The 12,344-nt window shown below is 51.3% G+C and carries 12 protein-coding genes and 1 tRNA gene; 6 read left to right on the top strand and 7 right to left on the bottom strand.

The features are described from left to right. Positions 1-215: 215 nt before the first annotated feature. Together glnA and IT971_RS12295 are read right to left on the bottom strand one after the other, a co-directional pair. Positions 216-1,625 carry a type I glutamate--ammonia ligase gene (glnA, locus tag IT971_RS12300; protein WP_007091889.1) on the bottom strand — a complete coding sequence of 470 codons (1,410 nt, stop codon included), beginning with the start codon at positions 1,623-1,625 and terminating at the stop codon, positions 216-218. Between the two features lie 64 nt (positions 1,626-1,689). Beyond that, on the bottom strand, positions 1,690-2,028 hold the full coding sequence (locus IT971_RS12295; RefSeq protein WP_007091888.1) for a P-II family nitrogen regulator: 339 nt from the start codon (positions 2,026-2,028) through the stop codon (positions 1,690-1,692). Between the two features lie 419 nt (positions 2,029-2,447). On the opposite strand from IT971_RS12295, the gene IT971_RS12290 reads away from it, so the two are divergent. Then, positions 2,448-3,620 (top strand): aminotransferase, encoded by a 1,173-nt coding sequence (locus tag IT971_RS12290; RefSeq protein ID WP_063095855.1) that lies wholly within the window; start codon positions 2,448-2,450, stop codon positions 3,618-3,620. Between the two features lie 77 nt (positions 3,621-3,697). Here the strand turns inward: IT971_RS12290 and IT971_RS12285 are convergent, their stop codons facing one another. Continuing rightward, on the bottom strand, positions 3,698-4,699 hold the full coding sequence (locus IT971_RS12285) for a Gfo/Idh/MocA family protein (RefSeq protein ID WP_063095856.1): 1,002 nt from the start codon (positions 4,697-4,699) through the stop codon (positions 3,698-3,700). A 318-nt stretch (positions 4,700-5,017) separates the two neighbouring features. On the opposite strand from IT971_RS12285, the gene IT971_RS12280 reads away from it, so the two are divergent. Further along, a tRNA-His gene (locus IT971_RS12280) sits at positions 5,018-5,094 on the top strand. A 41-nt stretch (positions 5,095-5,135) separates the two neighbouring features. Here the strand turns inward: IT971_RS12280 and IT971_RS12275 are convergent. Together IT971_RS12275 and IT971_RS12270 are read right to left on the bottom strand one after the other, a co-directional pair. Beyond that, positions 5,136-5,717 (bottom strand): DUF4276 family protein, encoded by a 582-nt coding sequence (locus IT971_RS12275; protein WP_063095858.1) that lies wholly within the window; start codon positions 5,715-5,717, stop codon positions 5,136-5,138. Beyond that, entirely contained in the window at positions 5,695-7,155 is a 1,461-nt protein-coding gene (locus IT971_RS12270; protein WP_063095860.1) for an AAA family ATPase, read from the bottom strand. Before IT971_RS12270 ends, IT971_RS12275 begins: the two co-directional genes overlap by 23 nt. A 244-nt stretch (positions 7,156-7,399) precedes the next feature. Here IT971_RS12270 and pyrC point away from each other — a divergent pair, with 244 nt between their 5' ends. Further along, the gene (gene pyrC, locus IT971_RS12265; protein WP_063095862.1) at positions 7,400-8,443 is read left to right on the top strand and encodes a dihydroorotase; all 1,044 of its coding nucleotides are present in this window, start codon (positions 7,400-7,402) and stop codon (positions 8,441-8,443) included. Between the two features lie 77 nt (positions 8,444-8,520). Next, positions 8,521-8,907 (top strand): ester cyclase, encoded by a 387-nt coding sequence (locus tag IT971_RS12260; RefSeq protein WP_063095864.1) that lies wholly within the window; start codon positions 8,521-8,523, stop codon positions 8,905-8,907. Between the two features lie 33 nt (positions 8,908-8,940). Here IT971_RS12260 and IT971_RS12255 read toward each other — a convergent pair whose 3' ends face one another. Continuing rightward, a complete protein-coding gene (locus IT971_RS12255; protein ID WP_223305129.1) occupies positions 8,941-9,735 on the bottom strand; it encodes a putative metalloprotease CJM1_0395 family protein in 795 nt (264 codons plus the stop codon). Positions 9,736-9,874: 139 nt separating this feature from the next. On the opposite strand from IT971_RS12255, the gene IT971_RS12250 reads away from it, so the two are divergent. Continuing rightward, complete coding sequence (locus IT971_RS12250) at positions 9,875-10,732, top strand: DUF547 domain-containing protein (protein ID WP_063095868.1); 858 nt, start codon at positions 9,875-9,877, stop codon at positions 10,730-10,732. Positions 10,733-10,743: 11 nt separating this feature from the next. Here IT971_RS12250 and IT971_RS12245 read toward each other — a convergent pair whose 3' ends face one another. Next, positions 10,744-11,139, bottom strand: coding sequence for a hypothetical protein (locus IT971_RS12245; protein ID WP_063095870.1), 396 nt, complete (start codon positions 11,137-11,139; stop codon positions 10,744-10,746). Between the two features lie 119 nt (positions 11,140-11,258). On the opposite strand from IT971_RS12245, the gene IT971_RS12240 reads away from it, so the two are divergent. After that, entirely contained in the window at positions 11,259-12,221 is a 963-nt protein-coding gene (locus IT971_RS12240; protein WP_063095872.1) for a DMT family transporter, read from the top strand. Positions 12,222-12,344 lie beyond the last annotated feature (123 nt).

The raw sequence follows: 12,344 nt of genomic DNA, 5'->3' as shown, positions 1-12,344 counted from the left end.
GAATTTGGGTGGGGTGATGTGATCATCCCGCCTTTTTCCTTTGCTGATTTGATCAGTTGCATCCGCCTGTACTGCGGTTTTGCCGAGATTTTCAATTAGCCAATAGGTCTAATCAGGCGCATTTTTGCCGGGAATCTGGTGGTTGGCACAAACAAAAACGCCCGGCACATGGCCGGGCGTTTCGTGTTCGATGGTCGTCCTTTCTGGTGAAAGGATCAGCCGCTGTAGTACATGTCGAATTCGACCGGGTGCGGCGACTGTTCGAAGCGGATAACTTCTTCCATTTTCAGGGCGATGTAAGCGTCGATCAGGTCGTCGCTCATCACATCGCCTTTTTTCAGGAAGTCGCGGTCTGCGTCGAGGCTATCAAGTGCTTCGTGCAGCGAGCGGCAAACGGTCGGAACTTCTTTGAGCTCTTCCGGCGGAAGGTCATAGAGGTTTTTGTCCATTGCATCGCCCGGGTGGATCTTGTTCTCGATACCGTCAAGGCCAGCCATCAGCATTGCGGTGAATGCGAGATACGGGTTGGCAAGCGGATCAGGGAAGCGAATCTCGACGCGCTTGCCCTTCGGGGATGCGGTGTAGGGGATACGGCAGGAAGCAGAACGGTTGCGAGCCGAGTATGCCAGAAGAACCGGTGCTTCGAAGCCCGGGACCAGACGCTTGTAAGAGTTGGTTGTCGGGTTGGTGAAAGCGTTCAGTGCTTTGGCGTGTTTGATGATGCCGCCGATATAGTACAGGGCTGTGTCAGACAGGTCAGCATAGCCGTTACCTGCGAACAGCGGTTTGCCTTCGTGCCAGATCGACTGGTGAACGTGCATGCCCGAGCCGTTGTCGCCAAAGACCGGCTTCGGCATGAAGGTTGCGGTTTTGCCATACTGATGTGCAACCATGTGGATGCAGTATTTGTAAACCTGAACGGCGTCAGCATGTTCGATCAGGGTGCCGAAAGCGATACCCAGTTCGTGCTGCGACGGTGCAACTTCGTGGTGGTGCTTTTCGCAACGCACGCCCATTTCGTTGATGTAGTTGACCATTTCGGCGCGGATGTCGTTGGCCGAGTCAACCGGCTGTACCGGGAAATAGCCGCCCTTCGGACCCGGACGGTGGCCGCGGTTGCCGCCTTCGAATTCGGTGCCGGTGTTGTACGGACCTTCTTCGGAGTCCAGCTGATAACCCATGCCTTCGCCAGCGGTGGTCCAGCGAACGTCATCAAACATGAAGAATTCCGGCTCTGCACCGAAATATGCGGTGTCGCCGATACCGGCCGATTTCATGTATGCGAGTGCGCGTTTTGCGGTCGAACGCGGGCAACGCTCGTAACCCTGGCCAGTGGCCGGTTCGATAACGTCGCAAACGATGATCAGGGTCGGCTGCGCAGTGAACGGGTCAACAACAGCGGTCGACGGATCCGGCATAAGGATCATGTCGGATTCGTTGATTTCTTTCCAGCCAGCGATCGACGAACCGTCGAACATGATGCCGTCAACAAAAACGTCTTCGTCGATTGTGCAGATGTCCTGCGCGGTGTGCTGCCATTTACCTTTGGAATCGGTAAAGCGCAGATCGACAAACTGGATGCCTTTTTCTTTGATAAGCTTAAGTACAGAAGCAGCGTCAGACATGATGCAACCCTTTAAAACTCAAAATTAGTGATCGTACGATGTTCAATGTCAGGTAACGGACCGATTAGATCGCGTCGTTGCCCCGTTCACCGGTACGAATGCGGATCGCGTCCTCAAGCGAGGAAACGAAGATTTTACCGTCACCGATACGACCGGTGTGAGCGGCTTGCTGGATTGCCTCAATCGCACGCTCGACAAGCGTGTCCTCAACGACGATTTCCAACTTTACCTTCGGCAGAAAGTCCACAACATATTCGGCGCCGCGATACAGCTCCGTATGGCCTTTCTGTCGGCCGAAGCCTTTGGCTTCGGTAACGGTAATCCCTTTGAGGCCAATCTCTTGAAGGGCCTCTTTAACCTCGTCAAGCTTGAATGGCTTGATGATGGCTTCAATCTTTTTCATTAAGCGCCCTCTGCTTTTTGCGAGAGTTGCGTAGAACTCGGAAAGCTCCATTGCTTTGCCGCGTTAATTGCACGGGCCGTGCCAGTTTTGGCCCGCGCGGTCATTCTAAGGAGTCTCTGCGTGAAAACCCAGCAAAACCCATGAAGTTTTTAAGATTTTCTTGATCGCATCTGATTGTCTTTTAGGCAGAATGTTTAAAATTTATGCAAACATTGTGAGATGGCAGGGGGCAACGAGGTTCTCCGCGATCCGTGCTTGCCTGATCTGCCTGCGTCGTGCGACAGAAAATACATAAAACACGTATCATGACGACAGGGCATGGATCATATAATCTGCCTGTCTGATTTATAATTTGCGCCACCAGACAGATAAAAGCCGGTTTCCACCGACCGGTACTGAAACTCAGAGAAGGACGCCTCATGACCGAATTTGTCGGCAATCCTCTTTTCGCTTCGGGCGGCATCACGATTTTTGAAGTGATGAACGAACTGGCCCAGAAACATAATGCCATCAATCTGGGGCAGGGAGCGCCCGATACTGACGGTCCGGCTGATATTCGCGAAGCTGCGGCCAAGGCTACGATGGAACTGTCCAATCAATATCCGCCGTTGGCAGGTGTTCCGGAATTGCTTCAGGCGGTCGCCGACCATAACAAGCGTTTCTATGATATCGAGGTTGATCCGAAGAAAGAAGTCCTTGTCGCGGTCGGTGCGACCGAGGCGCTGGCTGATGTGATCCTTGGTCTTGTTGCGCCCGGCGATGAAGTGATCCTGATCGAACCCCTTTATGACAGCTACCTTCCTATGGTGAAGCTTGCGGGCGGTATCCCCAAACTGGTACGTGTCACACCGCCAAGCTGGGATCTGCCACGCGAAGAACTTGCAGCGGCCTTCTCGGAAAAAACCAAGTTGATCCTGATAAACTCGCCGCAGAACCCCTGTTCAAAGGTCTATGGCGATGATGAACTGCAATTCATTGCTGATCTGTGCATCAAGCATGATGTGATCGCACTATGTGACGAGGTTTATGAACATCTTGTCTTTGACGGGCGCAAACACAAACCGCTGATGACTTTTCCCGGTATGCATGATCGCACCGTACGCATCGGATCAGCAGGCAAGACATTCTCACTGACGGGGTGGAAGATCGGATACATCACAGCATGTGCAAAATTGATGGAGCCGATCAAAAAAGCGCATCAGTTCCTTGTTTTCACCGTGCCGCCAGGGCTGCAGCATGGTGTGGCCTACGGCCTTAACAAAGGTGATGATTACTTCGAAGGTTTTACTGCTGAAATGCAGGCAAAGCGCGATTTCCTGATGAAGGGTTTGAAAGAGGTTGGCTTTGGTGTTCTGGACTCGCAGGGTACTTATTTCATCACCTGCGATTTCCGTCCGCTGGGCTATGATTGCGATGATGTCGAGTTCTGCCAGATCATGATCAAGGAAGCCGGTGTTGTGGCGATCCCTGTTTCGGCGTTCTATCAGGGCAAGGATGGCGGCGTTCGCAATTTTGTGCGGTTCTGCTTCTGCAAGGAAGAAGCCAAAATGTCCGAGGCGATTGAGCGGATGAAGAAGGCGTTTGCAAGGTAGCAAAGCAAGGCATTTAAGGGAAACAGGCCGAGAACTTTAGCCTTCGGCCTGTTTTTTATGGGCGCTGTCAACCGTGATCAGGAATTGACCATTTCCCAACTCCCGGTGCGGGCCGAACGGGCCAACGCATCCAGAATCTGCATGTTGGCAATCCCGTCTTCAATCGGGTAGTCGACCGGGCTTTCGCCTTTAAATATTGCCGTCGCGTTCTCGCCTTGCAGGGTATAGTGGTTGCCAATCGGGAATTTGATTTCGCGTGCTTCGTCAAAACCCGGTTGTTTTTGCGTGCCGACCCTGATCACCGCCGGATTTTCCGGCAACGGGTTGAATGGCATGATGATTTCAATCCGGCCTTCAGTGCCAAGGATATGAACACGCTGCACTGCGGCCGACTGTGTGCCGCAAACAAAGCTTGCCTGAACGCCGCTTCCGAAATCGAGTATGCCTGAAACCAGACGGTCAGTACCGAATTTCGGATCCTTGTCCATCAGGGAAACCACACGCACCGGTTCCTTGCCCGTGATATAGCGTGGGCCGACAATGCAGTAGCAGCCGATATCAAGTAAACCGCCACCGCCGATATCCTTTTTGTTGCGCACATTGTTCGGATCGGCATTGAAATAGGTAAAGATGCTTTGCACCGTGCTGATCGTGCCGATCTGACCGCTTTCGACGAGCCGACGTGCTTCCTGCCATTGCGGATGATGACGAACCATAAAGGCCTCAAGCACGTGTTTGCCGCTTTTATCGCGGGCCGCGATCAGGCGTTTGGCGTCTTCGGTGTCCAAACCGATGGGCTTTTCGCACAGCACGTGTTTTCCGGCTTCCAGCGCCTTGATTGTCCATTCGACATGCAAGTGGTTGGGCAGGGGATTGTAGATTGCTCCGATTGACGGATCGGCCAGCAGTTCCTCATAGGAGCCATAGGCGCGCGGAATGCGCAGACTTTGGGCGGTTTCACGCGTTTTTTCCAGATCACGTCCGGCAATGGCAAGGATTTCAAGCTTGTCGCTTTCCTGCATGGCCGGAATGACCTTTTCCGTGCCGATCTTTGCCGTGCTGATGACGCCCCACTTCATTCCGATACTCCGTATTGTTTTCTCTTTATGGCGCACAAGACGGTTCAGGCCGGTGCGCCGTGTTAATTTCGCCCGGAATGGCGGGCGTGTTCAAGATATTGAATTGATTTAATTAGGCCACTTGCGTGATCACGCAAGATGTTCAAACGGATGGGATGCCTGTTCGGTTGGATTGGATGAAATGAGATACCCGATGTTAAAACCCGCAGTCCCCCGGATTGTGCGACTTTGCGAAGTTCCGGGGAAAACAGGATAAAAAAGTAAAAATATGCGCTTGACGTCCGGGGCTCCCGGCGATAAAAACCGCGCCACACGACGGCGGGTGTAGCTCAGGTGGTTAGAGCACCAGATTGTGGCTCTGGGGGCCGTGGGTTCAAGTCCCATCACTCGCCCCATGTGAAAAGGTCAGGCAGAAATGCCTGGCCTTTTCGCGTTTTTAGATCTGATTTTCTAGCCACCAACACGGTAAGTCGGTCTCATCGAAGAAGTCCTTTGCGCTGGGGCTAGTTTTGGCGCAGTTGGCAATCCGAATCTTTTTTAATAATTGTAAGCCATGGAAGGTTTCTTTGTAGTTGACCCCATTTCTCTTGTGGAGTTGCTTAAGAATTGATTTTCCATTCTCGCCTTCCATTTCGTACCGGTACTCTTCGTTTTCGAAGGCTTCTTTCATTGCTTCTTCGTCTGCTAAGATCAAATTTTCGGTCATTTTATCTGGTATTAGGAACTTAATTTTATCTTTGGTAACACCGAGGCTCGCGAGTTTTTTGCATATTAGACCCTTTAAAGTCTTGACACACCGATTTTGATCTTCTCGATCAAGCCATATCCAAATCAGATCTGGATTTGCATCCTTTGTAATGAATTTTGTGAGTATCTGTTCTGACATTGCCTCTTCAGACCAGCTATCTCCATTCATTACGGTGATAAGTTCGACGTAATGGAAGTTGTTATTGATAAACATTCGTTCCATGTTGCCTTCAACGAACGCTAATATATTAGGAAATGGCATTGCTTGCATAATAATTCCCCAGACCAAATCCAGTTCTGTTGATTTCTTCTTGTACGCGCGCTGGGTTTTTTATCTTTGCGCATGTGGTTCCCTTGGATGTGTATTTGAAAGTCACTATCTCATTGGGTTTGCACTGGTTTATAAGTGATTCGCTGTGAGTGGATAGAGTGAAGTGTTTCGTCGGTGAAGAATCCTCGATTGTCTCCCTTATTAGGCTGATCAGAGACTGCTGCATCTTTGGGTGCAAAAAATTTTCGGGTTCTTCAATAGAAAACACTCCATTGTAGGTTAGGATCAGGCAACACAGTGCTAGCCATTTCAATGTGCCGTCACTGGCGCTCTGTAATGGAAACTTAATTGGTTCGTTTTCGTTGATTGTTAGGTAGCCTTGGTATTTTCCAGAGTGCGGGTCTGGGGTGACGCTGATACTTACTAGCTCGGGTATTACAAGTTTTGTCCACTCTACAATCATGTCTAGTGTCTCTTTGTTCGCACGAACGACATTAATCGCTCCTCTTGGTCGCCGCCGCAATGTGTGATCTTGTCTCTTCAGTTGCTGTAAGTGATAGAGTGTCGCAGATAGCCCAGACCCATCGAAGGAAATCCCCGGGCGAGATGCCAAGTCATCTGCTTCCCGCGTTTTTTCAGGAATAGCGTTAAACGAGTGCCCTCTGGAAATTGACTTTCTGATTGCGTCCAGAGCTGGAATTGAGTGAATGGCTGACAGGAAGCTCTCGTCAGACATGATCGGAGTGCTTTCGATGCGATCCCTAATTGACTGCAGTATGTCGCGGTGCCTCTTGTGGCTCTGCGATTGCCTCATGCTGTAAAATCTACTTAGAACGTGAAATGGATTTCGGTAGTTCTGCGTGAATAACCGAGAGCCTAGAGCCCAAATAGAGTCTCCATTATCAGCTGGAGATCGTCTTCTTACACTAATATTTCCAACTGGCGAATAAGATGGCCACCATTCATCCGCATTGTGCATCTTAAATATTCTTAAGTTTTCTTTGTGAACAAAGATTGATGAGTGTTTTTTGCTGTATCTAATTTCAATATGATACTCATAGCGGAAAAATCTATGGTTAGTATCCTCAGCATCTAAACTGTCTGATATATCGGCAATTCCTCTAATTGTAGCTTGAAGCTTTGAAGAACTTCTCTTTGTCGTTTCTTGGCTAAAGACACGCGATATGCCTCCTGCGGAGAATACTGCTTTCGAGCAGCCGAATGTAGTTACATCGCTGATGAAATCTTGGAACTCAATGAAATTTGTTTTCCCAGACCCGTTCGGCCCTACAAGAACATTTATGCCGGGGGTTAGCTCAATTTCAAAATCAACAAGTGAGCGAAACCCGCTCACGGAATAACGAGTGTTAAAATCAGGCTCGAACGTGATTTCATATTCGGGTTCGTTGATGTCATTGCTTGATTCATTCGTGGGCATTGTATTTGTCCCAAAGGTTGTTCTATTTTTGATCACGAAAGGATAATCCATATCAACTTTATATTGAATGGGTGAACGCCAACTTTTCAAGTCATCGATGATTGCTGCGGTGTTGGTGCATCGGGCTACAGAGCCGTGTCTTTCTGAAAAAACGGTTTAACATTCCCAATCTCAGGCCAATCTGCTACGTGGTAGCCCTCTGAATATCCCGGATGGGGCTCATTGGTTGCCAGGAGATCGCCACATGTCGACAAATCGCATTACTCTTCGCCGTCCTGATGACTGGCATTTGCATCTGCGCGATGGCGCGATGCTTGAAGGGGTCATTGGTGAAACCAGCGAACATTTTGCGCGTGCGATCATTATGCCAAACCTTGTGCCGCCGGTGGTCAAGACTGCGGATGCGATTGCCTATCGTGACCGGATTAACGCAGTCATCCCGCAGGGGCATGATTTTACGCCGCTGATGACGCTTTACCTGACCGAAGGCACCAACCCCGACGATGTCGAGGAAGGCTACAAGTCCGGTGTGATTACCGCACTGAAGCTGTATCCGGCCGGGGCAACGACCAATTCGGCAAGTGGTGTGCGCGATTTCGACAAGGCGATGCCGGTGCTGGAGCGCATGGCAAGTCTTGGTATTCCGCTTTGCGTGCACGGTGAAGTCACCGATCCTGAGATTGATATTTTCGACCGCGAGGCCGTGTTCATCGACCGCGTTCTTGATCCGCTGCGTAAGCGTTTGCCGGAATTGCGTGTGATCATGGAGCATATCACCACCGAAGACGGTGTCGAATATGTCAAAGCCAATGACAGGAACCTTGGCGCGACCATCACGACCCATCACCTGATCATCAACCGCAATGCCATTCTGGTCGGAGGCATTCATCCGCATTTCTACTGCCTGCCGGTGGCGAAGCGTGAAAAACATCGCCTCGCACTGCGCAAGGCAGCAACCAGCGGTGATGTGCGTTTCTTCCTGGGTACTGACTCCGCCCCGCATACCGATGACCGCAAGGAAAGCGCGTGTGGTTGTGCCGGTATCTTTACCGCCAATAATACTGTCCAACTTCTGGCACATGTGTTCGAGGAAGAAGGGGCGTTGGACAAGCTTGAAGGCTTTGCATCCGTCAATGGCCCGCAATTCTATGGTTTGCCGCTGAATGCCGACAAGATCACGCTGGAAAAGCGCAGCGAGGCGGCAACATTCCCGGCCAAGATTGATACCGGTGACGGTCCGGTGACGGTGTTTGATCCGGGCTTCCCGATTTACTGGCACTATGCGTAAGGAATAGGCTTTGTTGTCGTATCTGTATGGCTTCTCGGGATACGACCCCATGACAAATAGCCAACGGGAGAACGCGTGTGAGCATTCCTGATCTTGCTGAGATTTACCGCAGATACATTGATTGTCTGAACCGTCAGGATTGGGACAATCTTGGCACATTTGTTGACGATGATGTGCAGTACAACGGCGAGTATGTCGGGTTGTCCGGGTATCGGGCAATGCTTGAGCGCGATTTCCGAGAGATCCCGGATCTTCGGTTCAATATCAAATTCTTGGTGTCTGATGAAAAGCGTGTTGGCAGTCGCCTTGACTTCCACTGTTCTCCCCAAGGAAAATTCCTTGGTGTTAACGTGAACGGGAAAAGAATTTCGTTTTCGGAGAACGTTTTTTACGAATCCCGGGATGGAAAAATTTTTGATGTCTGGTCGGTTATCGATAAGACCGCGGTCGAGACCCAGACTTGATTTAATCCGATGCCGACCGGTTTGCGTGCGAATTCAGCCGCTGATATCCAAATGATTGGTGGCGCTGCCCAGTCCGAGAGACATGCGATAGCTTTCGGCTGCCGCAATCGCCTGTGTTGCGATCATCGCACTGATGTTGCGTGACGCACCCTTTGCAACATTGAAATCGGCCGATGATGTGCCGGGCATAGAGGCGGCCCGCGATATGGCGGCCTGATTGGCAATCGCTACAATCCCGTCAAGGCCCTGAAGCGGATGGATGCTGACCTTGCCGCCCGTGGCATAAAGCCGCCCGTCGGGACCGGCGGTATAGCTGTAACTGATCATACCTGCATTCGCACCAGCAAGGGTCTGATGGCTTTCTTCCTCGGTCCTGACGTTGGCGTCACGCGCCTGCAATTCCCGAACAATGTCGCGTTCCCGGTCCGTCAAAAGGGCGGGATTGCTTGTTGGCAGGCGTGCACTTTCCGGTGTTGTTTCGCGTACTTCGCGTTGTTGCGCGGTGCTGCCCCGGATGTCGGGTACGGACGCACCGGGCAGGGCGCGAGGGTCAAGTTGTTGAATAATGGTAACAATTGATGCCGCACTGTTAACCGGTGTGGAGGGGGCGTTTGGCGCCGGATCTGATAGCGGTGTTGTGGTGCTCGCATTGCCAATCGGTCGGATTGACACGGCAGCGGGCCTTAAAGGTGTTGCAACAGAGCCCCCCTCAGCAGAACCTGATCCTGCAGATTGTTGCCCGGCACCGGGAAGGGCACGGGTGGCAATGACTTGCCCAAGTTGCCCACCACTGCCCGGAATAAGCTGAATTGCACCATCCTGTGTCATGGGAGTATTATATATCAACTTATGGTTAAGTGTATATGATTGGCATCACTGCAATCACGGCAGTTTGATGTGATCTTGAATTGCTGATCGATCATAGAATGCAGGAACGCAGTCGATATGGTGTAGGGGAAATAGCCGTTTGAAACACCTGCTTATGCCTGTTTTGATCACGCTTTGGGTGATAGTGTCGGTACCTGCAATTGCCGCACCTGATGCTGATCTATGGCCCGATTGGCAGGCGCATGATGATTCGAACGACGCCATCATTGATCATTCTGTCTGGCAGACGATCCTTGACCATCATCTGGTGGTGGTTTCGTCTGGCGTCACGGCATTTGATTATGCCGGTGCCAAATCTTCAAGCCTTACGCATCTCTCGGATTATCTTAATGCCATGCAGGCGGTTAAAATTGACGCATATAACCGCGATCAGCAAATGGCCTTCTGGATCAATCTTTACAATGCGCAGACTGTTGCGGTGGTCATGGATCATTACCCGGTTGACAGCATTCGGGATATTGACATTTCACCGGGGCTTTTTTCGCTTGGATTATTTTCGTCAGGCCCTTGGGACAAAAAACTTTTGACCGTCGAAGGCAGGTCTTTGAGCCTGAACGATATCGAACATCGTATCCTGCGGCCCATCTGGCAGGATGCGCGTATTCACTATGCCCTTAATTGTGCGTCAATTGGTTGTCCTGCACTGGCAGCGACGGCCTATGACGGAACCCGGCTCGAAGAGCAGCTTGATAAGGCGGCTCTTGCTTTCATTCAGGATGAACGGGCGGTGAGATTGGCCGAAGACGGATCAGAGATCGAACTGTCTTCGATTTTTGACTGGTATCGGTCCGATTTTGGCAAAAGCGATGCGGCATTTTCCGATCATCTGGCGCGTTATGCCGGATTGGAGCTTGCAACATGGCTGAGCGTTCACGGCGAGGACCTGCCCATCAGCTTCTATCATTATGACTGGTCATTGAACGATAGCCATCCCTGAGGTCGCGTTGTTTACGCCGCTGTCATGCGCCAGTTATGGTGGGGCGCGCGGCTGCTTCGGGCGCGAACAGGGGGTGATGGCAGGCGATTTTGCAAAACCTGATCAATCGTGTGACGGACGTCACTGGCCGAGACGCCATCATAGCGCATTAATGTCTGGACGATCGGATCGGCCAGCATTTCGTCGATGGTCAGTTCCTGATCCACATATTTCATTGCTCGCATCCCATTCATATTGTTGCGCCCAAGATAAAGCGATTGAAAATCATTCGCAACAATTAAGTTGTATCCATTGTCTTTTTTCATCTTTTCGCTGTAGCCGCGTTGTGCTGCGTCAAAGTCAGACGGGCGATTTGACGCTAGATAAGGTGTTTCTTGTGCTGGGGCGCTGCTGATAACGGACCACATCCTGCGGTGGCTGATTTTCAGCTATTTTCTTGATTCTCGTGTTTTCTGGCTCTAACGCTGTCATCTGGCTTTCGAAATCCGATAAAGCCCAATAACTGTGGCAAGAATAGGCTGGGAAGATGACACGTCCGGGAATTCGTGAATTTGCGTTGCTGTTTTTACTGGCGCTGATGTGGGGCAGTTCATTCACCTTCATCAAGATTGGTGTGCATGCCTATTCGCCGCTGGTGGTCGCAGCCGGGCGATTGGCTGTCGCCGCACTGGTGCTATGGGCCTTTGCCTTTATTCGCAAAAGTGACCTTCCCAAGGGACGGCGCGCGTGGTGGTCGACCTTCTTTGTTGCGTTGTTGGGGAATTCTGTGCCCTTTTTCCTGATCAGCTATGGCGAAACGGAAATCGATGCCGGGCTAGCGGCAATTCTGATGTCTGTCGTGCCGCTGACAACGGTGGCGCTGGCGCATTTTGTTACGAATGATGAAAAACTTTCGACGGGGAAGGCGCTTGGTGTGGTGCTTGGCACCATTGGCGTGATTGTTCTGGTGGGGCCGGAAACCCTGACCGGGCTTGGCGGGCAGCTTGTTTTTCAGTTGGCAGTTTTGATCGCGGCCGTGTGCTACGCGATTTCATCACTGGTGGCGCGCAATCTGCGTGATCAGCCGCGTGTTGGATCAGCCGCGGTGATCCTGACTTTTGCCGCGCTGATGCTTGCACCCTTTGCACTGTTTGTTGATCGGCCCTGGAATATGGGGTGGGACGTCGAAGGGGCGCTTTCGATATTGTATCTGGGGATTTTTCCGACTGGCATTGCCATGTTCCTGATCCTGTATCTGATTGCGCGCGCCGGAGCGAGCTTTGTGGTGTTTAACAATTACCTTGTGCCAGCAGTCGGTGTGATGATCGGTTTTCTTGTTCTGCACGAAGTTCCCAAACCGACCAGCGTGATTGCGCTTGGCGTTATTTTGGCCGGGATTGCCGTTTCCCAGCTGCGTTTCGGACGAAAGCCTGTCAGGGCTGGTGATGTTGCCGAAATGGAATGTGACCCGGTAACACCGATCATGACCGCACCCGGGACCAAAAAATAGCTCTTCGTGGTGGGCATTTTTGCGTAAATTACGATTATTTCCGCCGTTTGTGCCGAATGCCGGGACAGGCAGATTTGTCAATATTGTTTGTGCCGGACAAACCTGATACTTTCCGGCTCACTG

Origin of the sequence: Thalassospira sp. B30-1, assembly GCF_015767575.1 — a bacterium.
Classification (GTDB): domain Bacteria; phylum Pseudomonadota; class Alphaproteobacteria; order Rhodospirillales; family Thalassospiraceae; genus Thalassospira; species Thalassospira xiamenensis.
The sequence above is the reverse complement of the archived record's forward strand: the minus strand, read 5'-3'. Positions and strand labels throughout refer to the sequence as shown.

Excerpts from the sequence above, each read along its gene's own strand:
- glnA (WP_007091889.1), bottom strand. The coding sequence starts at position 1,625 with ATGTCTGACGCTGCTTCTGTACTTAAGCTTATCAAAGAAAAAGGCATC.
- IT971_RS12295 (WP_007091888.1), bottom strand. The coding sequence starts at position 2,028 with ATGAAAAAGATTGAAGCCATCATCAAGCCATTCAAGCTTGACGAGGTT.
- IT971_RS12290 (WP_063095855.1), top strand. The coding sequence starts at position 2,448 with ATGACCGAATTTGTCGGCAATCCTCTTTTCGCTTCGGGCGGCATCACG.
- IT971_RS12285 (WP_063095856.1), bottom strand. The coding sequence starts at position 4,699 with ATGAAGTGGGGCGTCATCAGCACGGCAAAGATCGGCACGGAAAAGGTC.
- IT971_RS12275 (WP_063095858.1), bottom strand. The coding sequence starts at position 5,717 with ATGCAAGCAATGCCATTTCCTAATATATTAGCGTTCGTTGAAGGCAAC.
- IT971_RS12270 (WP_063095860.1), bottom strand. The coding sequence starts at position 7,155 with ATGCCCACGAATGAATCAAGCAATGACATCAACGAACCCGAATATGAA.
- pyrC (WP_063095862.1), top strand. The coding sequence starts at position 7,400 with ATGTCGACAAATCGCATTACTCTTCGCCGTCCTGATGACTGGCATTTG.
- IT971_RS12255 (WP_223305129.1), bottom strand. The coding sequence starts at position 9,735 with ATGACACAGGATGGTGCAATTCAGCTTATTCCGGGCAGTGGTGGGCAA.
- IT971_RS12245 (WP_063095870.1), bottom strand. The coding sequence starts at position 11,139 with ATGTGGTCCGTTATCAGCAGCGCCCCAGCACAAGAAACACCTTATCTA.
- IT971_RS12240 (WP_063095872.1), top strand. The coding sequence starts at position 11,259 with ATGACACGTCCGGGAATTCGTGAATTTGCGTTGCTGTTTTTACTGGCG.